We start from the raw sequence: 25,492 nt of genomic DNA on the forward strand, positions 1-25,492 counted from the left end.
AAATGAAAAATGAAAGAATAACAGAAAATATTTTTAGAGATTTGCTAAGAGAAAAAGGGTATTACGATGATAAAACGATAACAATTGAAGAGCAATCTTCAAGTAATTTTGAAATAAACAAAGCTCTAGAAAAAGCTTCTAAAAAAGGAACTGGTAAAGGTAAACCTGAATTTATAATAAATTTAAAAAAAGAAAATATAATACTTGTAGTTGAATGTAAAAGTGACACAAAAAGGCACAGCTCAGGTACATTATCTAAACCTGCTGATTATGCAGTTGATGGAGTATTTAAATATGCAAAAGATTTATCTAAAAGTTTCAATGTTTTTTCAATAGCTATTTCTGGTGAAGATAAAAATAATTTAGAATTTTCGACTTTTTTATGAATCAATGGATTAGAATTTTGATCAGACTTGAAAATTGAGAATTTATTAAATAAAGAGGAATATATTTCTATATTTAGATCAAGTGAGGAAAACAAAAAGGAAAATTTTAAAAAAATTAAAAAAAACACTAAGGAAATACATAATATATTGAGAGAAAAAATATTTATAACAGATGAATTAAAACCAATAATCATTTCAGCCTTGTTATTAGCTCTTTCTGATGATACTTTTGTAAATACATTAAATAGTAAGTTTAGCTCTAAAATGATTTTAAATCAAATGTTGACTTCTATAAGAAATAGATTAGAGTCAGTTGGAGGGATACCACAAGAAAAAATAGATTTAATGATGAAAAATTATAAATCTTTAGAGTCAAACGAAGTTTTGACGTCAACAAATATAAAAGAAGACAATTTTTTAAATGTTATACTAAAGGTCAAAAATGAAATTTGACCCTATATAGATATGGAAAATTCTTATGATTATTTAGGAGAATTTTATAAAGAATTTTTATCATATAGTGATGGAAATAAGAAAGGTTTGGGAATAGTTTTAACACCACACCATATTACAGAGTTATTTTGTGATTTGGCTAATTTGTCAGAAAATGACATTGTATTTGATCCATGTTGCGGTACAGGAGGTTTTTTAATTTCAGCTATGAACAAAATGATTTCTGGAGTTAGTGATCCTAAGAAAAAAACAAAGATTAAAAGAGATAATTTGGTAGGAATTGAAAAAGAAACAAAAATGTTTACTTTAGCAGCTTCTAATATGATAATTAGGGGTGATGGTAAATCAAACTTATATAGTGGAAATTGTTTTGATTATGAACTTAAAAATAAAATAAAAATAAATCACAAGCCTAATATAGGTTTTATAAATCCACCTTATTCTCAAAAATTTGATGGAGGTCATGAGCTAGATTTTATAATATCTATGCTTGAAGTTTTACAAGTGGGAGGAATTGGAGTAGCTATAATACCTATAAATTGTTTTATTTCTCCGAATTTAAAAGAAGTTAAGTTAAGAGAAAAAATTCTTGAAAAGCATACTTTATTAGGAGTATTATCAATGCCAACTAATTTGTTTTATCCAGTTGGAACAGTAACTGCCATAGGAATATTCAAAGCTAATTCGCCACACCCTAAAGGATTCAAAAGTTGATTTGCAAATTGCAAAGATGATGGCTTTGTATTATCTAGAGGAATTGGCAGAATAGATAAAAATCAAAAATGAAAAGAAATATCAAAAATGTGGATTAATTCTTGATTAAATAGAGAAGAGGAAACTTCTTTTTCTGTAAAAAAAGCTGTAACTGGTAAAGATGAATGATGTGCTGAGGCATATTTAGAACCAGATTATTCAAAAATTTCAAAGGATGATTTAATTGATTTAATGGAAGATTACGAAATATTTAAAATGATTTTCAAAAGAAAGAAAAACAGTGCAACTTATTTTGAAATAGGAGATGAAAAAGATGGAACTTCAAGAATTATTTAATATTTACTATGGATCAAATTTAAATTTTTCAGATATGAAACCAGTGATTAAAAATCCAGTTCCTTTTGTTTCAAGAACTGTTAAAACTAATGGTATTGTAGGTTTTGTAGAACAAATTGAATCAGTATTGCCATTTAAAGAATTTGGCATCACTGTACCGCTTGGGGGTGAAGGAAGATTGACAGCAAATTTGCAATTTGAAAAATTTTATACTGGTCAAAATGTTGCTGTTCTTTATTCTAAAATACCATTAACTTTAAATCAAACATTTTATTACATTCAATGTATAAGAATGAATCAGTTTAAATATTCTGCTTTTGGTAGAGAAGCTAATGCAACTTTAAAATCAATAAAAATACCAAATTTAGATGAGATTCCTGTTTGAGTTGAGGAAATAAACTTTAAATCAAGTGATTTTAAACTAAATGCAGATTCTTTAAATATAAATATAGATGATACATGGAGAAAAGTAAATTTTTTAGAAGCATTTGAAATTATTTCAAACAAATGCGAAAAAATAAGTGTTGAATATGCTAAAACAAAATTGATGATTGGAGACATACCAGTTGTATCAACTACAACATATAATAATGGAGTGATTTGCAAAAATAAAGTAGAAAAAAATAACATTTTTACTCTCTTTCCTAAAAATAGCTTTACTTTATCAAAAAATGGGCAGCCAGGAATTGTTTTTTATCATGAATATCAATACATGATAACTTCTGATGTTATAGTAGTCAAACCAAAATTTCCGATAGAAAATTTAAATTCTAAGACTGCAACGTTTATAAAATATCAAATTGAAAAATCATTATTTAAATTTAATTATGGTAGAAAATTAAAAGAATCACGTTTAAAAGAAATCAATTTACTGTTGCCTTTTTCAAATGGGAAGATAGATCTGTCAAAAATCTTTAATAAGTAGTAAAATTATATTAATAGAGGTTTTAATGTTAAAAAATACTGATTTTATAAATAACTTAAAAATACAAGAGCAACCTAAAGAAGAGTTGCTTTTTCTTTATGAGCACCTTTCAACAAAAAGTATAAATTTAATGAATAAGTTTTCTTTTGAATTGGATAACATGAAAAATGTCGCTAATATACAAGAAGAACCATTCTTTAATACAATCGAAAGTGAACTTAAATTAAAAGTTTTTATGAAACAAAATATCATAGAAAATAGAATACAAAATATAGATGAAAATTTTAATGAAATTGATTTAAAAAAACTAGAACAATTAATTAATGAAATAATTTATAAACTAAATGAAAATTATGTTTATTCACTTAAAAAAGTTAAAGAATACGTTTTAACTAATTATGAAATCAATTTTGCAGACATTGAAATTGAAACTAAAACTAATAAGAAAAAATTTGAAGATTTCTCACACAATAACATTTTAAAAGCAAATTCAACTAATAACTTTTGATCTTATGAAATACTAGGTATTAACTTAAATGCAACAGATGCACAAATCAAGCAGGCGTATAAAGCATTAGCTAAGAAGTATCATCCAGATAATAATAAAGACCCAGAAGCTGAAGAAATTATGAAATTGATAAATAAGGCATATAATATATTAAAAGGAAAAGAATAATGAAAAGCAAAATAAGAAAATTAAAATTATCAATTGGAATATTATTAGCATTAGAAGCAATTATTATAATTACTTTAGTTGTTTTAGCATTTAGATGGAATTGATTAATCTTTTTAATGGCAGGATTGGGTTATATATTATTTTTATTACATAATTTAGCTTTTATAATAAGAAAAAATATGATTATTAATAGGTTTAATAAAACTATTAAGAATAATTTAATATTTAAGTCATACATTGAAAAAAGAAATTATGTACATAATTTTTTAATCTTTTATACTTCTTTTTTTGTTATAGCTTTTGTAACAGTAGCTACAATTACATTCTTATTTGTAAGAGATACAGAAAATAGTATAGCTTTAGATTTATTAAGTTTACTATCAGCTGCATTAGTATTAGTCTCACCGTTTTTAGGCTCATTTTATCGTAAGATAACAAGTATAACTCATACAGAAGAAGACATGAAGACTGACTCAGTTAGAAATGATGTTAAATACATAATAACTGGTAATAATAGTTTAAATAAAGCAATGCAAGATATTGCTTTAAATAACAAAACAATTGAATTACTTAAAACAGAGAAAAATATTAATTCAAATAAGATAATAAAGCGACTAAATAATAGAATCACAAATATTAATGAGCAAATATCATTATTTGAAGTTTACTTATTATTTGAATCAAAAATTAAAAACGCTGACGCAAATTTAAATATTAAAACTTTTAAAAAACAAATATTGAATTCAAAAGATTTATCAGAAATAGTAACAATATTAAATAAATAGAAAAGAAAGAATGGATTTAATTTATGAATAGCAATATAAAACTAGTAAAAAAAGTTAAAATGTCAGAGAAAGAAATTAATTTTAGAGACACTAAGATTCAAAAATTTGTAATTAAAGATATTTTAGAGATGATTACAAAAGCAGGTTATGATAAAAATAACCTTTATTTTTCACCTGAAGAAGGAGTTAATAGAGATAACTACGCTTTTCTAATGTTCACAAAAAAATGAATAACTTCAATTATTAAAGATATTAAAACATTACCAATTAAACAAAAACAAAAAGAAAGAGCTATTAATAAGTTAGAGTTAATTTCAAAACTTGAAATAATAAAAGACAAAAGAATGCAAACATATGAAATTAATGAAAAAAATTTAGCTTTAATGATGGAAAACTTGTTAGCAAGAGGAAAAATATGAACAAAGAGAAAAATTGTTAAAAAATTATTTTTTTTAGATCAAGAAAGAAAAAAACAATATGTTAATAATCTTAAAGTTTTATCTGAAGCTAAATTTAAAACTCAAAATGATCAAAAAAAGCTATATCAAGAATTTTGAGATAAATATGAAAAAGAGTATTTGAGTGAAAGAGAAGTAGCTTTAATTAGATATAAAGACCCTAAAAGATATGCTTTTTTATATAATTACTACAAAAAAGATCCAAATAATAATTTATTAAAAGATTTTAAACCTGATCCTGAAAAATTTGAAATATACAAAAATTTGACTTATAAAAAAAAGTAGTTATACTAACTAAAATTTTAAAAATGAATATTTATGAGCTTTCAACTAATTCCATAGTTGGAAGTTTTTTTTGTACTCCTAAAATAGGGTGTTGCTTTTATAATATCTTAGTGTAACACCAACTATAACCACTTCTCACAGTGGTAAAGGAAAAGGCGATTATTTAAAGAAAATAATTAAAAATAAAAAAAACACTTAAAGGCTTTAGTTAATGAATTAAGGAAGCATTAATCTAAACCTTTTACAGAATAGACTTTAAAAATAATTAAAGTCATATAAAAATAAATTAAATAAAACTAGAGTCTATTGAAAACTAGTTATAATTTATTATTTTAATTTTTTAAACCTTTTATAAGACAGTTTGGTTCTAGAATATTTATATTCTGCATTCTGTTTTTGTAAAAGATTTTTAAAAAAACAAAAAGTTATATAAAATAAGTGCTTTTTAAAGCGAATTTATTTTTTGAATGCTGATTGCATATTGTTTTATGTAAGTTTTTTATATGAAAAATTTAAAAAATAAAAAAAGCAAAAAATATTTTTTGCAAAATCGGTTAGAGTAAAAATATTAAAAATTCAAAAAAGGTTAACTATGTTTATATAAAAAAACAAATTAACTTTTAAAGAATCTCATATATTTTTTTATTGAAAATTTAGAATATTTAGAATTTTAAAAGTATCAACTAAAAAATGATTAAGGAGAAAAAGATGGAAAAAATATATCAAAATCCAAGTAAGCCATTATTAATTAATCAAAATAATAATGCTGTGGTTGTAGATAAATTTCATAAAAAATTCAAAGACATAAATATTGGGCCATTTTCTTTTAATATTGAAAAAGGAAAAGTAACAGCACTATTAGGAAGTAGTGGATCAGGTAAAAGTGTGTTCTTAAACTCACTGCTTGGAGCTACTTTAAACTATGATGGAAATATTTACATAAATGGTAAGGAAAGAAAAAAAAGTAGTTCAATTGAGAACAATTCAAATATAGGATTTTATTCACAAATGGATTTTTCATTGTATTCTATTACAGCGTATGAATTTTTATTTAATATGTGTAATGTTATGGGATTAAATAAAACTTTAGTTAAATCAAGAATTGAATATTGATTAAAGAAGTTCGATTTATGAACATCTAAAGACAAACCTTTAAATGCATTTTCATGAGGAATGAAAAATCGTATGAATTTAATTTTATGTTTTATTAAAGAGCCAGAAATTCTTATTTTAGATGAGCCAGGTGCAAACCTTGACTCTAAATGAAGAGGGCAATCATACAAAATACTAAAAGAATTTAAAGAAGAATTTAATAGCACAATTATCTTAACTGTTCACAACATTGATGAAGTTTACAATATAATTGAAAATTTTGTAATATTGGAAAAAGGAAAACTTTTATTTTCAGGTTCTAAGTCTGATTTAAATTTATACAAAAAAATAAATGTGTCTTTTGAAAAAAATATAGTATTAGCAGAAGTTGAAAAACTTTTAAACCAACATAACATTTTGACATTTAGTTTTAATCTTGAAACAAATTCATTGGTTATAGGTTTAAATGAGCAACAAACTTTTAATGATGCATTAGCAATTTTAGAAAAAAATAGTATGCAACCAAAAGATATAGTAGCACAACCTATTAATATGGATTCAATTCAAAAAGCCTTAGAAGACAGAGAAAAACCTCATAAACCAAAATATGAACCATTAAAAGAGTTCATTATTGATAGTTCTGATAAATCAATTGATTTAGATAATGCACTAGAGTTTTTAAATAAAATAGAAAATAAATATAAAAATATTTTAAGTTTAAACAAAGAAGATATTAAAGTTGATTTAGCAAATGATTTAGTAATGATAAGTGATGACTCACAAAAAACAGCTGAGCCACAATACGAAGGGCTAGTTTTAAGTGACACAAATCATGTAAGCAATGAAGCATTGACATCAGATGAAATAAATGCCATTAAAACTGATTTTTTTGATAAAGTTCAAGAAATTAAAAATTTAAAATCAGAAATTAACATGATTATAAATGATCAAAAATCAGAAATTAACTTAAACATTGATGACTTAAAAGATTATTTTGCAAAAGTAAAATTAGAATCAGAAATTATTCATCAGGCAAAAACAAATTTTGAAGATCAAGCAGCTGATTTAAAAGTTCTTTTAGATCAAACACAAATTGAAACATCAGATTTAGAATTTAAAAAAAATGAATTACAATTAAAAATTGACGAGCTAAGAATATTGCAAGATGAGATTAATTTAGTTTCAGGTAAAGATTTTGAGGAAATTAATAAAGTAAGAGTAGAATTTTCAACAAAACTTGAGGATTTAAAAACATATATAGAAAATGTTAAAAATGAATCAGAAAATTCATTAACTAAAGAAATTGAGTTAAAAATTCAAGAATTTAAAAAATTTGAAAATGAATTTAAAGACTTAGTAGCGGTTCAAAAAGAAATACTTCAAGAAGAAATTAAAGATTTCAAAAGTTATTTAACTGAAATTCAAATAGAAACAGATGAAATTAATAATTCTAGAGAAGAATTAGATAAAAGTCTAAGTAACTTAAAAAATGATAGAGAATTTTTCTTAAACCAAGTTGGTAGTGAACATGAAGAAGTTGATTTAAAGAACTTAGAGTTAAAAGAAAGATTTGATGAACTAAAAAAATTGCAAGAAGAGATTGCTGTAGCAACAATTGCTGAATATGAAGAAATTGATTTAATAAAAAAAGAATTTTCTGATAAACTTTTTGACTTAAAAACTTTTGTAGAAAATATCAATGAAGAAACAAAAATTATACAAATTTCTAAAAATGAGTATTTAGAACAAATTAAAGAGTTTAAAGAATATCATGATGAATTTAATAAATCAGCTTTAAAAGAAAAAGAATCAATTCAAAATAGTATCTCTGAATTAAAAGAATATATGTCTAAAATTGAACTTGAGTCTAAAGGTATTAATAAATCAAAAATTGAACTTGAAGAAGAGTTTACAAGATTACGTGAAATGCAAATTAGTAATTTAAATAAAATTAGAAATGAAAATAGTTTATTTGAAGCAAAACAAAATTCTTTTGAAAAACAATATGAAAATTTTGGTAGTTTATCAAATAACATATCAGCAAACAGCAATTTATTTAATGAAAAAAATTCTATTGCTCAAGAATATAACTTTGAAATTGAAAAATTAAAATCAGAGTTTGAAAAATTGAGAAATGAAATTGATAAAAAGCAAAATATAAATGCTGATGTTTTATCTTCACAAGGATTAAATCTAGGATTTGGTGCTAATATGCAACAAAATGCAATTTTATTAAAAGATCAAGAATTAGAAAAACTTAAATCTGATTTGAGTAAAGAAAGAGAGTATTTTGAGCAGTTAAGAAGAGAAATGGCTTTTGAAAAAGAAATGAATGAAAAGCTGTCTAAATTTGACAATGAAATGAAGCAACGTGAAAATGTTTTAGAGCTTGAAAGAATTAGAAGAGAAATACAAGAAGAAAAAAATAAATTAAATGAAGTTTTGTTAATGCATAAAATTAACAAATAAATTTCATAAATAAAAATGTTGAAAAAGATATTACCAATAGTTTCTGCTTTTGTTTTAGGATTTGGTTTAGTATCTACAGCATGTAGTAAAAAGCCAATAGTAATTGAGCAAGAGTATAAACCATTTTATAACTATTATGTTCTTGGGGATTCTTTTGAAAAAGAAGTCGAAGCAAAATTTCATGAAGCATTAGCTGAAAAACAAAATGCCATTATCTATATTGACAACCAAATGCAAAATAACATGAGTTTTACCTTTTTTAATCAAGATAATTTAGAAGAAATTAATAAAAGAAAACAAAATGAAAGTTTGCCTTCAAATTATGACCTTCTTTCTCAAAGAGAAAAAGAAGCTTTAGATAATGATTTAAATAAAATTATTAAAACAAGTCAGATAGAAAAAACTATTTTAAATTCTATGTCACATAAACTTACCTTTTATGAAACTATTTTAAAATTTAAAAATGATGAATTTTGATTTAAAGGTATATCTTATGATTTCAACAATATAGATTTTGGTTATCTATCATTGGATAAAGAAAATTTAAATTATATAGCAAATATAAGTTTTGATTTAGTTTTTAATTATCAATACACTGATATTGATGAAAACCTAATTAAAAACAAGTACAAAGAAGAAATCGTGATAACAATAACAAATCAAGATTCAATAATTGAAGACTTAAAATTTTTAACAAACGACTTAAGAAAAAATCTTATTAAGGACAGATTTGAATGAGCTTGATTTGATGCTTATGATCTTAGAATTTATGATTATGCTGAAATATTTAGTTTATCAAATAGTGACTTTGAAAATATTTTTAGATTTGATAAGTTTGAAAAAAGTTTTATAAATTATATTCTGAAAAATAACCCTAATACTGAAACCACAAACAAAAGTTATAAATTTGCATTTAAAAATGATGAAAGGTTTAAAAATTTTAAATCAATAGATAAGATAGAAAATTTTAATCCTGATCAGTCTAAAAAATATGGTGCAAAGCAGCTAATTCTTAATGACACATATGAATCAGACAACAAGTTTAATACTGATTTGTTTAAATCTATTTTTGGTGAATTAATTAATGATGATCAAATTATACTTGAGAATAAATTAGTTAAAGGCAACAAAGAAATTTACAAATTTTTAAGTGAAGAATACTTAAATTGATTAAACGAGTTTCAAACTAGATTTGCTCAAAACCTTGGTATTAACTCTGATTCAGTAGTAAATTATGGAGAAATAACTTTAGATAATTTTTGTTTATACTTTGAAGAATTTAATTATTATCATCCAGTTAATCCCATTTCTTACTACACTGCAATTTCAGTAAATAACTTAAATGATAGTTATCTGAGAGAAGAAGAGTTGGAAAATAAAAAAATGCCTTTAAAAGTTGAAGAAGATCCTATATTTAAAGCAATTTATCAAAATACAATAAACGCTGTAAAAATTTTTCAAGAAGATTATGGAACAAAAAAAATAACTTGAAATTTGCTTTCTGATAGCAAGCAATTGATATCATTAAAAAACTTAACTAACTATTCAAATTTGAAAAATTTTTCAAGCATTTCAGATGTAAATGCAGAGCTAAGTTTACTTAATCAAAATTTTAATACTTTAGGAAAATCAGAAAGAGATTACTTTTTAAATAAAACTAATTCTTCTTCATTTCACTTTGAATTCAATAATAGCGAAGAATTAGAAAACATACCTATTATAGAAATGAACAATAATCAAATTATTTTTAAAAAATTTAAAGATCAAGCAAGTTATATTTCAGTAGATTTTAATTTATCGTTCTTGAACCTAAATTTTGTCATTAAATCAGACAAATTTTATTGATTTGAAAGAACTCTAATAGAGTCAAATTAATTTTGGATTTCATTGAAAGGAGGTGAGGGTACTATGGTAGAAGAAAATTATGAAAAAAAGAAAAAGAATCCTTTACAAAATTTTTTAAAAGATAGACTTATAAAATATAGGAAAATACCTTTTATTAAATTAATTAAATTTAGTTTTAAAAGTCTATTAAAAGAGCGGTTATTTTATATTTTAAATATATCAACCATTGTTGTTTCAATTTGCATTGGGATTGCATTAGCATTTGCTAAATCTGGTAGTTCTCAAGTAGTTATATTTAATTTTTATATATTATTTTTTGTTTGTTGTTTAATGTTTGTATTTATTTTAAGAATGATTCAATTTTTCTTTAGTAAAAATTTTGAAGATAAAACAACTTATATCGTTTTGACAAACCAAGTGAGTAGAACTAAATTTTTCGTAGCTCAGTATTTATTAATTATTTTAATCTGTGCTGTAAACATTTTAATGAGCTTTGCTGTTATTAATATTTTTTATGCTACATTCACATTATTTAAATATGATATGTTCATTCTTAGAATGACATCAATATATGTACTTTATTGTTTAATAGCTACATTCTTTTTAATTAACTTTATTACATTCTTAATATTTATGTTTACATTACAAACAACAACTATTATTTGTACATTATTACTAGCTTTATCTTTTATAGCAAATATCCCAATGTCTTTTATAAAAGCAAATGAAAAAAGTTATAATGTGCAGTTTACTAATGGTGACATTTTTCAACTAAATGACATTTATGATGCATATAGTTTATATGACCATGTAAATGAAGGGAATATTAAATATCCAAATTTGTCTAAGTATGTTTATAACTATTTCCTTTCAAACGAAATGATTTTAGATGAGTTTCATAATAGCAGAAATATTGGTCTTAGAATGCAAATGTGAAAAGATCTTGGTTTGATTAATGCAAGCCCTGCTGTTATAACAGAAACTAATCTTAATTTATTCTCAAAACCCCTTAGAGATGCGTCAGTTCCAAATACATGACAAAAAAATGATAAATTTAATATACAAATTACTTTGGAAAATACATTTATAACAAATGAAGAATTAGATGATTTAATATCAAAAACTTTAGATAATGAAATCAAAAAGATATTAATTGATTTTAGAGATTTTAGCAATTCAATTAACAATCATTTTAAAAATAATATTCAATTTGAAAAATATGATTTATTTTATGACTTTTTATTTTTAGACACTGGCATTACAGATAGTTATTTAGAAAAAATAAATCCATCTGAAGAAGAAATGCAAGAAAATAAAGTTTTTTATGCATTGAAAAAACAGGATGTTATTTCGTTTTATGAATATGAAATATCAGCACAAAATAATGACGGTTTTAAATTTACAAATGCGAGTAATTTAGTAAAAAAACAGTTAAATTTTAATTTAATGTATACAGCAAGAATTATTGAAGAATATTTTATCAAATATTCAAGTAACTACATAATTATGTCTTCAAATGCGGTATCTAAAACTTCAGGAGACTGAAATAACTATGAAAAAGGTAGAAATATGATGCATACCTTATCATATTTTAACTTATATAGTGGGTTGTGAATGGTTTATACCAAAAATTTAGGATTTTATAATGATGATATCTGATTTTCTCCAAATTCATTTTCAAAAATTTATTTAGAAGATCAAAAGAATTTGTTTTTAGGATATCCAGAATATGATATAAAACTAACTTCTACTAATATGATTGAAAAAAATACAACCTCAAGCTATCTTAAACCTTGATATTATTTAGCAATATTATTTGCAGTTAGCTCATTGAGTTTTTCAATAGCATTATTTAAATTTAAAAAATTCGATTTTTAAAAATAAAAATATAAACAAAAGAGAAAAGGAAAAAAATATGAAAAAATTATTATTAGCATTATCATCACTAGCTGTTGTAGGAACTTCAGCAATGGGAGTAGTTGCATGTGGTACAGACCCTGTTGTTCCACCAACTGTTCCAGATGAAAAAGAAATTATAAGACAGTTGATTAGACAGTTTGAAGCAGAAGTTAATTCAAAATTCACAACTGTTGTATCAACACCAATGGCTTCTAGATCTGCAATAGTAGACTCTGAAGCTCAATCAATTGGTTTAAGCTTTTTTCTAGAAGATAATTTAAAGCAAATTTACGAAGCTGCTTCTTCAAATGGTGGAGAAGAGATTGAACAATATTCAACTGATGCAGAGGGAGAAGCAGTAAGATTTTATGATGTTCTAACAGACAAACAAAAATCAGATTTAGAAAGTAATGTGAATTCACTTTTAAGTCCAGCACAAGCGATTGCTAATTTAAGAAATCAAATTAGTATTTCAACATACCAAGTTTTAATTGGAAGTTTTGGTTCAAAATGAATTGATGATATTATTTTTGACTATAAAAATGCTGAAATGACTTATGGTAATACTACAGAAACAGGTGAAGGATTTATTTCAAGTGTTAGTCTAGAATTTTCATCAACTTATAGATACAAAGATGCTGAACAAGCAACTGTTACTAAAAAAGTAACAGGAGCAATAGTTATTACTGTTTCAGATGATGGAGAAATTATTGCTTCAATCAATAAAATAAACAATGAATTAGCGGGTGACTTGTTAAAAGAAGCAAGTTCTGATGTTTTTGTTGACTATAATACATTGAAAGCTTTAGAACCAAACTTAAAAACACAAGACATGATAGCAGGAAATACTAATTTATATAAGTCAGCTATTGACAAATATAATCAAACATTAGGTAAAAAAATACCATCAATAATTAAAACAAAATATTTCACAAATGGATCAGCTGTTTTAAACAGTATTAACGTTGCATATTACAATCCAAATGATATTATAAGAACTGATCAAACTAGCCATCTTAATAGTTTAGAACAAATTGAAATGAGCTTTGATCAAAATGCATGACCAGAATGAAATTCATTTTTTGGTAAGGTAAAAAAAGATTTCCCTATTAGATTGAATGGTCAAGTAGTTCAAGGAGATAAAGTAATTTATGATGCATTAGAAAGTCAATGAACTAAGACTTTAGATAAATATGCCCCAAAAATTACAAGTGCTTATGAAAGCAGAATTGAAAATTCAAAAGTTGAAGAAAATGATAGAACAAGAGATTTATTATCAATGTCAGTTTCAAGTGAGATAGTTACATTGAAAGGTTTAACTATAACATTACCAAATGGTTATTCTCAAAGAATAAGTGATGTTGGATTTACATATTCTTTAGCTATTGACAATTCTTCAACAGCTCTAGTTGAAACAACAAGTGCAACTAACTCAAAAATATTTAATTCATATTATGAAGGGACTACACAATTTTTAAATGTATTCCATGATTTGTATGGAATTTCTGAAAGCGATATTTGAACTAATCCAAAAGCAACAGATGCACAAAAAAACAATAAATTTAAAATGAGTGGTGAAACTGGTGTAATTAGAGAAGACGGAACAGAGTTTAATATTTGAGACTATATTGCAGATGATTATTTTGTCACTGGACAAAACAGATGAATTAATCAAAAATTAGGTTATGATGGTGGGAATTTAATGAGAGCTCTAAGTCTTGATATTATACCTACATTTGAAGGTTCATACGAAGCAAACAAAATTAAAAATGAGCATTTGTATGATAAAGCTTTTGGTATTAACAATTTTGGTTTCTTTTATTCAGATGAAATTAAAAATGAAGGATATAATTTGAGAGATATTAGATGAGCAGGTATTGCAAATGAAGACTATATTAGTAAAGCTGTTAATGAACCAGCAGAAATTAAAAAAGGTCTTACTTTTGAATCAACAAACAATGCATGTTTACATTTTGGAATAAGAACAAATCTGTTTAGTGTTGGTTTTGGAGAAGGTAAACGTTTTGACTCAAAACCACATCATGCTAAATATACTTTTATTGAAAGAGGTTAGAAATAATAAAATTTTCATAGAAAGTTTTAAAAGAGGTTAAGTAATGAAAAAATTATTACTAATTTTATCAAGTTTGACTGTTGTAAGTTCAACATCGGCTATTGTTGTTTCATGTTCTGAAAAATTTGAAAAAAAGAATATTGAAACAATTGAATTATTTTTAAATACAATATTGCATAGTAAAGAAGATGATCAAAATCCTTGAACTAGCGAAGAATTGGAATCTGAACTTGTGAAACATAAAGTTGATGTTGAAAATGGAATAAGTGTAAATGCTAGTGAAGAAATTCAAGAAGGAACAATAACTAATAAACAACAAAGCGTTGTATTTACAGGTAATGGTACTTCAAAAAATAATTATAAATATACAGGTTCAGTAACTCTAATTTATAATTTTGGTGGAAACAAACCAGCACCTAAGAAAAAAATCACAAAGCAAGAAACAGAAACAACAATCAAAGAATTGGACTATTTCTTAAAAACTATTCACTATAAAAGTGAAGAGATTGTTAAAAAAACTTTTGTACCAAATGCACCCATACCTGGAGCGCCTGCAGAAGGGCTAGTCTTTGATGAAATTTATATTACTTTTAACCGTTCAGAAGCTTTAAATCCAAATATTACTGAATTTCAAATTGAAGGAACAGTCGGAATTAGACAAGAGGATAATAAATACTACGAGTTTGATGAAGAAGTCACAGAAAATGATAAGAAATTTTTATGTGCAGGAACAATAACTGATGCAGAAGTAATTGAAGATGATGTATTGAAAGAATCTATAGATGCAATTATTAATTGAACAGAAAAATCAAAATTTGCTGATTTTAATGACTTCAAAACTAAGTTGATCTCTGAACAAAAAGAAATTTTACAAAGCGATAAAGTTTTAATTAGTGATGATATTTTAAACATATCTATAGTTGATAAGCCTGAGAATAATGAAACAAAGTATTGAACAAATAAAGTAGAAGTATCTTTAAAACCTGCAAAAGGTTATGAGTTTTCTCAAGAAGCAATTAAAAATGAATATAATAAAACTAAACTTGATATTGATGTTTTAAAAATACAATCTAATGCTTTAAAATGACATGTTTTAACAAGCGGAAATAAAAAATACATAGAACCTCAGTTTATTCAGTTTAATTCAAATATAGCACAAGCACAGAAAAGTTATTTATTTGATCAAAAAATTACACAAGAATGAAGTGAAGATAATATTGAGGCACACCAAAAGGATTTTGTTGAAAGCTTAGGTATTTTTACTGGTAATGATAAAGATAAAAAAATTGAAGAATTTGTTAAGTCAGCAGTCTTCAAAAATACAACATCATTTAATTTCGGAACAGATGAAACGCAAGAATTATTTAAAGTTGATGAAATTTTATTTTTTGATAAAGAACAAGAAAATTTAGATGCCAATATAGAAAGTATTTTAGGAGAAACTAAAACTTTAGAGGAACTTGTTGAATCAACTGGTGCTTTTACTAGTTCAAATATTCAAAATACTCAAGCCACAAGTTATTATGCAGTCTTTCTAACAAGTTATAGTGATGGAAATTATAAAGTTTCAAATAGAACAATAAATGTTTTACTAGAAGAATTTCCAGTTAATTAGTAAAATCAAAATGAAACGGAAAAAGATTATGACAGAACAAATTAAAAAATTTTTTAGTGGGCATGATGTAGAAACTAATTTAGAAGATCTAATTAAATTTAAAAAACAATTAAGTAAGAATTTAATTACTGAAATTAGTGCAAATAAAAATTTACTTAAATTAGGTGAATTTAGAGTTACTATATCAGATGCTGAGATGATTAATTCACAGTTAAATAAGTTAATTAATGATTTAGAAGATATTATAAATCGTATAAATTTATAAAAGGTATGGTTTATAAAAATAAATAACTTCAAACCCTTCTTTTAAATTAAAGAAGGGTTTTTATCAAGAAAGGAAAAAAATGGAAAATCAACAAAATAATAATCAACAAAATAATGAACCTATTAAAAAAAGCAAAGGCAAAAAATTAAAAATAAGTTTATTAGTCTCTATACCAGTTATAACTATTTTATTTTTTTTAATGAAAATTATAAATGTCTTACTAAATGGAGAAAATGGACTAAATTTAGGATTTCTTACAGCATTTAATCCAATTGGATTAATACCTCCAGATGAAATGAATTTACCAAATATTATTGACTATATAGCTAATATTACTTTGCTAATTGTTTTACCTATTTTAGTACTTCTTTTGCTTATTTTAATTATCAAATACAAAACTAAAAGCACAAAAAAAGGTAAAAAACCATTAGACCAATTAGAAGAAAACGATATTTATACTTTTGAAAATGAAAAAGCTGAAATTGATTCTTATCCTCATCATGAAGAAGATAAAACTTTTTTTGAAGAAATTAATATTGATGATGACTTAACCTTATTACAACAACGAGGAAAAAATGATGGTTCTGATATGATTAAAGAAAATTTAAGTGAATTAGTTAAGAATGCTGATAAAATTAGAAACTATGCTATTTTAAATGACATTTATGTAGAAGATGTAGTTTTAGAACAAATGACTAAAAAAGAGTTAATTGTTTTTATGAAAAAAATAGGAGATGAATTAAAAGAAATAGAGCATCTCAATTTAAATAAACTTGAAGAAGTTAAGGAAGAAAAACTTAATTTAGAAAAAGAAAATCAAAATATTGAAATAATTAAGGCAGGTAATTCTATTGAAAAAAAGCAGTTAGTAAGAAAAAATAAAATTACTAAAAATGAGTTAATTGATTCTATTTTTTCAAATCCTAATAATAAAATGACAAAAGTTAAAATTAAGAAAATAATTGATACTATGTTTGAATTAATGAAAGATAATTTAATTGATGAAAATGCAGAAGTTTGAATAAATAACTTTGCTAAGTTTTCAACAATTGTAGTAAAAGAATCTATAAAAAATGATTTAAAAACAGGAGAATTAAAGACAATCTCAGCGCATAAAACTATTAAATTTAAGCCTTTAAAAGGTTTAAAAGATTCTATAAATGAAGCTAGATAAAATTAATCAAAGGTTTTAATGCAATAATATAAAATTCCACATTTAATTTGAAGTAAGTTTAAAACAAACTTTAAATTAAATGTGGAATTCTTTTATAATATATAAGAAAAGATTAGAGGTAAAGATATGTTTAGATATTTTGTGGAAATAAAAAAGGATAATAATTTTATTATTAATAACACTGATGTTCATCATATTAAAAATGTTGTTAAATTAAAAAATAATGAAATTATAGAATGCGTTTATCAACAAGAAGTTTATAAAACTAAAATTAAAGATTTAACATTTGACAATATGGTTATTGTAGAAATAGTTGGTAAAACACAAACCAAATTAAGCAATATTAAAAAAGTTTTAATTGCTGGAGTTTTAAGAGAGCAAAAATGAGATTATCTTTTACAAAAATCAACAGAGTTAGGTGTTGATGAAATTATTCCTGTAATTTTTAAGCGTAATGTAGTTAAAATTGATGATAAAAAAATTGATCAAAAATTACAAAGGTGACAAACTATTTGTGATACTGCTGCTAAACAATCTAAAAGAACAACAATTCCAATAGTAAATAATTTAATAGTTAATTTAAAAGAATTAGAAAAACATTTAAGTGATTTAAATCTTGTAGCTTGAGAAGAAGAAAGGCAAATATGCTTGAAAAGTTATTTATCTAAAAATTTTAATTCAATAAGCTTTGTGATAGGTTGTGAGGGTGGAATTGATCCTAGTGAAATTAATGTATTACATGATTTAGGATTTAAAAATGTGAGCTTAGGAAGCAATATTTTACGAGCTGAAACAGCACCTTGCTATATTTTAAGTAGTTTAATATATGAAGATAAATAAGAAAAAATAGAAAATAATTATTTTTAATAATATATAATTAGAAAGTGTCTGGCACCGCCTTTCCTTAATTATCAATTATATTTAGCCAGACACATCACCCTAACCGGTGATTTTTTTATATAATAATATAAATGTGAGGTATTATTAATGTTTAAAATAATGAATGAATATATTAATCAAAACAACAAAAAAGATAAAACAAAAATCAACGAAATAAACGATATTAAGAGATATTTCACAAGTGGTTCGGGAATTAGCAGCGCATCTTATTCTGATGAGCTCAACGAGGCGATTATTTATATTAATAATCATAAAAGCTCTAACAGAAATAGTAAATATGAAGACATAATAGGTATCAAGCAAATAAAATATTTTGGAAGGGCTAATGATTGAAAAATCATTGATGATAAAATAGAAGCAACTTCAAAAAATAAAGTAATGGAGCTTGCTGCTAAAAAAGAACAAGACTTTAAATTTCATGTTTTTATTAAAAATAAACCTAGCCATTTTTTATATATAGGTGAATATTATATTAATAGTAAAACTTGAATTTCTGAACTAAAAAATATGCAATATCAACTTTTACCTTTTAATAAAAATACTAAAAGGGATGAATATATAACAAACTTAGAAGAAAATAATAAATTTGAAAATATAGTAATTGATAAAGAGGAAAAAACAATTGATTTTAGCAATACATCAGAAATTACAGAAATATTAAGAGAAATTGACTATTCAATTAGTAATAATGTAAACATTAAGAGTGTAGAAAATTTTAAAACATATCAAAACGCAATAGAAAAAATTCAAAAGTATAATATAATTCATGAAGAACAAATTAGAGAATTTAGTAGCTCATTTGAAAATAATGAAAAATACATTGTTAAAGAAGGAAAATTTTCTGATCTAATAATTAAGGACTTAGATAATAAAGAAATTAATTTATACGAATTTAAAACGGTTCACAATAAAAATATATTATCTCAGTTAACTAAATCAGTTGGACAGTTATATTTTTATGAATATTTGTTAAAAAGTGAAGAAAGTATGTATGATAAAAATTATAAAGTTAACAAAAGAATTATTATGATAGAAGTTGAAAATAATATATCTAATAATAATTTTAAAACAGTTAACAATTTTATAGTTAACAATTCAGAGATGAATATTGAATGAAAGCAGGTATATTAATGAAAAGAGTCACATTAATTTTAATAGCAGGTGGTACTGCTTCTGGTAAAACAACTGTAGCTGATAGAATTGCAAATGAAATATTAAAAGGTAAATCTGTTACTCATATTTCAATGGATAACTACTACAAAGATTTTGGTGAATTAACACTTGAAGAAAGAAGAAAAATAAACTTTGATCATCCAAATAGTGTTGACACAGAATTATTATTAAAGGATTTACAAGCTTTAAAAGATTATCAGCCAATTAAAGTTCCAGTTTATGATTTTAAAACTTCTTCAAGAACTAAAGAAACAATTACAGTTAAAGCTAGCGATGTTGTTATACTTGATGGAATTTTTGCATTAGCAATTAAAGAAATTAGAAAACTTGGTGATATTAAAATATTTATTAAAACGGCTAATGATTTAAGGTTTATAAGACGTTTACAAAGAGATGTTAATGATAGAGGTAGAACTTTGGAAAGTGTTGTTAGTCAATACTTAAATGAAGTTAAACCAATGCATGAAGCATTTATAGGCCCAAGCATTGAGTATGCAGATTTAATTATTCCTTATAAAGAAGGAAATGATGTTGCTGTTGATTTGGTAGCTACAAAAATATTGAGTTTAGTAAGTTAATGAAAGAAAGAGAATTAATGATGAGTAATAAAACAGATATCTTTACACCGAAAAAAATAGTTTTAAAAATGCTAGATGAAATTGATTATAAAGGAAAAAAAATTTTAAATAAGAAGATAATAGATAATTCATGTGGACAAGGCGCATTTTTAAAAGAAATTATTAAAATTTATATAAAAGAAGCTAAAAAAGAAAATTATTCAAATGATAAAATAAAAAAAATGTTAGAAAGTAATATTTTTGGTATTGAGATAGAAAAAAAACATTTTAAGCAAACTTTAATAAATTTAGATAATATTGTTGAAAAAGAATTACCGAATTTAAAAATTAGTTGAAAAATTATTAATCAGGATGCATTAAAAATAGAAGATTTTAATTTTAAAATGGATTACGTAGTTGGAAATCCACCATATTTAAGAATTCATAACATGAAGAATATAAATTATAAAGATTTCAGTTTTTCAAATAAAGGAATGTCTGATTTATATTTAATTTTTTTTGAAATCGGAATAAAAATGTTAAATAATCAGGGGAAATTAGGGTACATAACTCCAAATTCATATTTTTACTCATTGTCAGCAAAAGAATTAAGATTTTTTTTGTTAAAGGAAAATATGATTCATAAAATAATAAATTTTGAATCAACTAAAATTTTTTCAAATGCAGATACTTACACAGCAATAACTTTATTGTCAAAGAATAAAAAAGAAAATTCTATAATTTATAATAGCAATAATGAAACAACAAAATATACTAATACTTCTCAATTTGTGTTTACTAAAAGCAACATTTTTATTTTTTCAAAAATGAATGAAAATGATACTTTTAAAAAAATTATAAATGATGAGAACTATGTAAAACATGTAGAAGTCAAAAATGGATTTGCAACTAATTGTAATAACATTTTTATTCCTAGAAATAATGAGTTAATGGATTTAAAAAATCGAAATTTAATATTAAATGCTGTGAAAATAAAAAAGAAAGGTTGCTCTTTTGAAAAAAGATTTGCAATATTTCCTTATAAAAACAATAAAATATTAGAACTCAAACAAATTAAAAAAAATAATATAAATGTTTACAAATATTTAATGAATAATCAAGAATTATTAAAAAATAGAAAAATTAGCCAAAATCAAAATTGATGAGAATATTCAAAAACTCAGGGAATTAATGATTTAAATAGCAAAAAAATAATAATTTCTAATATAATAGACACTAATAAAAATATACATTTAGAAAAAGTAAGCGAAAATGTTTTGGTTTATGGATCAGGGTATTATATTAAATCAAAAAAAATTGACATAGAAGCAATACTTAATATTTTTCTTATTAATGAAAATTTATTTAAAAAATATTTACATTTTTTAAATAAATGTAAGGGTTCTAATTATTATTTTTTTACTTCAAAAGAGTTAGAAAAATTTTTAAATTATTTAATAGAAAAAAAAATTAAGCAACAAGAAGGTACTAAAAATGAATAGAGAAAATACAAATACTGAAAAATTTAAACAATTAATTTTAAATGAGTTAAATTTGATTGATTTTAAATTAACCCAACAAACAGATTTTACTGAAAAAAATATAAATGAAGGAGATTTAATGACTTTTTTATATTTAAGAGATGTTTTAAATATTTGTGAAACGATAGATGATTTTGCTGCTATGAGTATTGATGGAACAGGAGATGGAGGTATAGATTATATTTTTTCTAATGAAGAAAATTGTTACATATTTCAATCAAAGTCAGGGCAAATAAATGTTGATGATTTTGAAGATATTTACAACAAAATCAAATCTTCTTTAATTGATGCTATTAGTAATCAAGAAAATACTAAGAAGGCAAACTTAGCAGAACAAAATAGAAAAAGAATAAAAACTGAAATTACAAATATTAGAAATATTCAAATATTTGTAATCTCTAAGGCAATTTCTCATGTTAAAAATGAAGTTAATGAGAAGCAAGTTTTAAATCAAAAAATAGATCAAATTATAAAATATAATCAGCCTGCAGGTTTTTCAAATGTTAATTTTAGCCTTGAAGCAGTTGAATTTACAAAAAATGAATACTTTTTAGAAAAAGTAATAAGATTAGAAAAAAAAGAAAAAGAAATTAAAAAAGAATTTAGTTTTAAAATTTCATCAAATTTTACAATAAATAATGCATTAGGCTTACAAGGTGTATTAGTTTCAATGAAAATATATGATATATACAAACTTTATGAAGAGCATAGAAATAATCTTTTTGGGTTAAACGTTAGAAATTTTTTAGATAACTCAAACTCTAAAGAAAGTAAAAAAGTTAATTCTGAGATTAATAATACTTTAAAAAATTCACCAGAAGAATTTTGATTTAAAAATAATGGAATTTTTATAATAACAAAAAAACTTGAAATTTACCCTAATAAAATTTTAATTAAAGATTTTTCAATTATAAATGGTGCACAAACGGTGACAAACATTTATAAGTATATTGATAGTTTGAAAATTAGTAATAATTTAGATAAACCAGAGACTGAAGAAATTGAAAAACACAAAAAAAGTGTACTTAATTCAGAATTAATTTGCAAAATAGTTGAAGTTTCATCAAATGAAAAAAATTCACTTTTTTTAAATAAAAATTTTAAAACGGAAGATTTTATATTAGAACTTGTTAAATCTTCAAATCAACAAAAACCTGTTTCAAATTGAACATTTTTTTATCAAGAAGAATGTGTTGAAAATTTAAAATTTAAATTTGATATAGAAAATAATAAGCAAAATCAAGAATATACTTTGCTAATAAAAGAAAGCGAAGTTTTTGATAAGAAAAAGACTATGAAACTTGATGAATATTGTCAATTAGGAATGGCTATTTTTAAAATAAGACCTGGTTATGCAATTCAAAATAAGAAAAAACTTTTTGACAATAATCAAAGTGGAACCTATGAATTTAAAAATGTTTTAGTAGATTCTAATTTACTGAATAATCCATTAGCAGTTTTTGAAATAAAAGAGTTTTATGAATCATACCTAGTTGAGCAAAAAAAGAAAAAAGACAAGGAGTTAAATACACATTTGACTAGATCAAAAATTTGAATCTTATCTTTGATTTCAATAATGATTTCTATTTTTAGTTGCAATCAAGAAACTAAAGATAAATTGTATGACTTGCTTGATAAAGAAAAAAATACAGAAGAAGCTTTAGATAATTTATTTTTATTTTTTGAAAGTTTTGAAAAAAATATTAAAAAAGGATTAATACAAGAAAAGTCTACAAAAAAAATTATTTCATCAATAGATGTTATAATTAATAAACTAATGGAATTTATTAAAGATAATCAAATGAATTCAGCTAAATATTTTTATCAAGACAAACAATTTATAACTTTTTTAAAAGAAAACAGAGATTTTTTAATAAAATTTAAAAAAGATTAGTAGATTAAGGAGAATACATGGCAAAAGAAGTAAAATATGACGAATCAGCCATTCAGGTCCTTGAAGGTTTAGAAGCTGTTAGAAAACGTCCAGGGATGTATATTGGTTCAACTGATGTTAGAGGATTGCACCATTTAGTATGAGAAATTGTAGATAACTCAATCGATGAAGCTTTAGCAGGCTATTGTACAGAGATTAATGTAACTTTAGAAAAAAATGGAAGTGTTACTGTTGCTGATAATGGACGTGGAGTTCCAATTGGAATGCACTCAACAGGAAGACCAACACCTGAAGTTATTTTTAGTGTACTTCATGCTGGAGGAAAATTTGGTGGAAGTGGATATAAAACTTCAGGAGGACTTCATGGAGTTGGGTCATCTGTTGTTAATGCTTTATCTAAAAAATTTAATGTAACAATTTATCGCGATAAAAAAGTTAATGAAATTGAATTTACTAATGGAGGTAAATTAAATATACCTTTAACAGAAGTTGGAACAACAAATAAAACAGGAACCATTGTTAACTTTTTGCCAGATGATTCAATTTTTAATACTACAAAATTTAGTTTTACAACAATTACTGAAAGATTAAAGGAATCAGCTTTATTAAATTCAGGACTAAGAATTACTATTACTGATAAAATTAATGATAAGTTTGTTGAATATCAATTTGAAAATGGACTTGTAGAATTTGTTAAAGAATTATCAAGTGAATTTACACAAATTACAGAACCTGTAGTTATTACTGGCGAATCAAAAAGAATAGCTTCAGAAATTTGTATTCAATATACAGAAGATTTTAACGAAACTATTTTAGGTTTTGCTAATAATGTTAAAACTGGTGATGGTGGAACACACATTACAGGATTTAAAACAGGATTAGTTAGAGCGATTAATGATTATGCTAAAAATAATAAAATTTTAAAAGATAAAGATCCAAGATTAGATTCAAATGATTTAAGAGAAGGACTAGTAGCTATTGTAACAGTTAAAATTCCTGAAGACCTAATCGAATATGAGGGACAAACAAAAGGTAAGCTGGGAACACCAGATGCTAAAATAGCTGTTGAACAAGTAACTTATGATTTTATGAACTTCTGATTAATTGAAAATAAAGTACCAGCAACAAAAATTATTGAAAAAGCAATGTTAGCAAGAAAGGCAAGAGAAGAAGCTCGTAAAGCAAGACAAGCTATTCGTGATTCAAAAGGTAAAAAAACAACAAGAGCAATGCTAGGGAAATTAACACCAGCTCAAGGAAGAAAAAAAGAAATTAACGAATTATATCTTGTTGAAGGGGATTCAGCTGGAGGAAGTGCTAAATCAGGAAGAGATCGTACATTCCAAGCTATTTTACCTTTAAGAGGAAAGGTTATTAACTCAGAAAAAGCAAAGTTAGCTGAGTTAATGAAAAATGAAGAAATTCAAACAATCATTACTGCAATTGGTGCTGGTATTGGTCAAGACTTTGATGTTAATGATATTAATTATGGAAAAGTTATTATTATGACCGATGCTGATACTGATGGAGCACATATTCAAACATTGTTATTAACATTCTTTTACAGATATATGAAAGATTTAATTATTAATAAACATGTGTTTATTGCATTACCACCATTATATAAATTAACTTTTGCTGATCGTAAGTTTATTTATCTATGAGATGAGGAAGAATTAGCAGATTTTGCTAAAACAGCTACGAAAAAATATGAAATCCAACGTTATAAAGGACTTGGAGAAATGAATGCTGATCAATTATGAGAAACAACAATGAATCCAGAGCAACGTAAATTAATTGTTGTAACAATTGATGATGCTTTAATGGCAGAAAAGTCATTTAGAACCTTAATGGGTGAAGATGCTGAAAAGCGTAAAGTTTGAATTCAAGAAAATGTTAAATTTACTTTAGAAGATAATGATGATGCAATCATCATAAATGAAAATCAAGAAAATAACTAGAAAGGAGAAATATAG

18 protein-coding genes are annotated in these 25,492 nt (G+C 24.0%); all 18 read left to right on the plus strand.

Annotated features, from left to right (window positions below; genetic code table 4):
- The first annotated feature begins 2 nt into the window (after nucleotides 1–2).
- The 18 genes from CK556_RS01620 to parE all read left to right on the plus strand — a co-directional run bounded on the left by CK556_RS01620 (nucleotide 3) and on the right by parE (nucleotide 25,477).
- The gene (locus CK556_RS01620) at nucleotides 3–1,889 is read left to right on the plus strand and encodes an HsdM family class I SAM-dependent methyltransferase (RefSeq protein WP_051412737.1); all 1,887 of its coding nucleotides are present in this window, start codon (nucleotides 3–5) and stop codon (nucleotides 1,887–1,889) included.
- Nucleotides 1,867–2,814 carry a restriction endonuclease subunit S gene (locus tag CK556_RS01625; RefSeq protein ID WP_027875337.1) on the plus strand — a complete coding sequence of 316 codons (948 nt, stop codon included), beginning with the start codon at nucleotides 1,867–1,869 and terminating at the stop codon, nucleotides 2,812–2,814. Before CK556_RS01620 ends, CK556_RS01625 begins: the two co-directional genes overlap by 23 nt.
- 25 nt (nucleotides 2,815–2,839) lie before the next feature.
- Nucleotides 2,840–3,490, plus strand: a complete 651-nt coding sequence (locus tag CK556_RS01630; RefSeq protein ID WP_027875338.1) for a J domain-containing protein — start codon at nucleotides 2,840–2,842, stop codon at nucleotides 3,488–3,490.
- On the plus strand, nucleotides 3,490–4,275 hold the full coding sequence (locus tag CK556_RS01635) for a hypothetical protein (RefSeq protein WP_027875339.1): 786 nt from the start codon (nucleotides 3,490–3,492) through the stop codon (nucleotides 4,273–4,275). Before CK556_RS01630 ends, CK556_RS01635 begins: the two co-directional genes overlap by 1 nt.
- Nucleotides 4,276–4,298: 23 nt before the next feature.
- Nucleotides 4,299–5,018, plus strand: a complete 720-nt coding sequence (locus CK556_RS01640; protein ID WP_027875340.1) for a hypothetical protein — start codon at nucleotides 4,299–4,301, stop codon at nucleotides 5,016–5,018.
- A 708-nt stretch (nucleotides 5,019–5,726) separates the two neighbouring features.
- The gene (locus CK556_RS01645; protein ID WP_095761509.1) at nucleotides 5,727–8,579 is read left to right on the plus strand and encodes an ATP-binding cassette domain-containing protein; all 2,853 of its coding nucleotides are present in this window, start codon (nucleotides 5,727–5,729) and stop codon (nucleotides 8,577–8,579) included.
- 15 nt (nucleotides 8,580–8,594) lie between these two features.
- A complete protein-coding gene (locus CK556_RS01650; protein WP_095761510.1) occupies nucleotides 8,595–10,454 on the plus strand; it encodes a hypothetical protein in 1,860 nt (619 codons plus the stop codon).
- A gap of 33 nt (nucleotides 10,455–10,487) precedes the next feature.
- Nucleotides 10,488–12,302, plus strand: coding sequence for an ABC transporter permease (locus CK556_RS03970; protein WP_027875342.1), 1,815 nt, complete (start codon nucleotides 10,488–10,490; stop codon nucleotides 12,300–12,302).
- Nucleotides 12,303–12,339: 37 nt separating this feature from the next.
- Complete coding sequence (locus CK556_RS01660) at nucleotides 12,340–14,397, plus strand: hypothetical protein (RefSeq protein WP_095761511.1); 2,058 nt, start codon at nucleotides 12,340–12,342, stop codon at nucleotides 14,395–14,397.
- Between the two features lie 43 nt (nucleotides 14,398–14,440).
- On the plus strand, nucleotides 14,441–16,012 hold the full coding sequence (locus CK556_RS01665) for a Vmc-like lipoprotein signal peptide domain-containing protein (protein ID WP_027875670.1): 1,572 nt from the start codon (nucleotides 14,441–14,443) through the stop codon (nucleotides 16,010–16,012).
- A gap of 10 nt (nucleotides 16,013–16,022) precedes the next feature.
- Entirely contained in the window at nucleotides 16,023–16,277 is a 255-nt protein-coding gene (locus CK556_RS01670) for a hypothetical protein (RefSeq protein WP_169728213.1), read from the plus strand.
- Between the two features lie 79 nt (nucleotides 16,278–16,356).
- On the plus strand, nucleotides 16,357–17,451 hold the full coding sequence (locus CK556_RS01675) for an HU family DNA-binding protein (RefSeq protein WP_027875668.1): 1,095 nt from the start codon (nucleotides 16,357–16,359) through the stop codon (nucleotides 17,449–17,451).
- A gap of 141 nt (nucleotides 17,452–17,592) precedes the next feature.
- On the plus strand, nucleotides 17,593–18,291 hold the full coding sequence (locus CK556_RS01680) for an RsmE family RNA methyltransferase (RefSeq protein ID WP_169728212.1): 699 nt from the start codon (nucleotides 17,593–17,595) through the stop codon (nucleotides 18,289–18,291).
- A gap of 147 nt (nucleotides 18,292–18,438) precedes the next feature.
- A complete protein-coding gene (locus CK556_RS01685) occupies nucleotides 18,439–19,482 on the plus strand; it encodes a hypothetical protein (RefSeq protein ID WP_027875666.1) in 1,044 nt (347 codons plus the stop codon).
- On the plus strand, nucleotides 19,482–20,102 hold the full coding sequence (gene udk, locus CK556_RS01690) for a uridine kinase (RefSeq protein WP_036246730.1): 621 nt from the start codon (nucleotides 19,482–19,484) through the stop codon (nucleotides 20,100–20,102). The genes CK556_RS01685 and udk overlap by 1 nt, the downstream gene beginning before the upstream one ends.
- On the plus strand, nucleotides 20,102–21,583 hold the full coding sequence (locus CK556_RS01695) for an HsdM family class I SAM-dependent methyltransferase (RefSeq protein WP_084545421.1): 1,482 nt from the start codon (nucleotides 20,102–20,104) through the stop codon (nucleotides 21,581–21,583). The genes udk and CK556_RS01695 overlap by 1 nt, the downstream gene beginning before the upstream one ends.
- On the plus strand, nucleotides 21,576–23,516 hold the full coding sequence (locus CK556_RS01700) for an AIPR family protein (protein ID WP_027875663.1): 1,941 nt from the start codon (nucleotides 21,576–21,578) through the stop codon (nucleotides 23,514–23,516). Before CK556_RS01695 ends, CK556_RS01700 begins: the two co-directional genes overlap by 8 nt.
- A gap of 17 nt (nucleotides 23,517–23,533) precedes the next feature.
- Nucleotides 23,534–25,477 (plus strand): DNA topoisomerase IV subunit B, encoded by a 1,944-nt coding sequence (parE, locus tag CK556_RS01705; RefSeq protein ID WP_027875662.1) that lies wholly within the window; start codon nucleotides 23,534–23,536, stop codon nucleotides 25,475–25,477.
- Nucleotides 25,478–25,492: the final 15 nt, after the last annotated feature.

The sequence above is a fragment of the Mesoplasma chauliocola genome (assembly GCF_002290085.1).
Lineage (GTDB): Bacteria > Bacillota_I > Bacilli_A > Mycoplasmatales > Mycoplasmataceae > Mesoplasma > Mesoplasma chauliocola.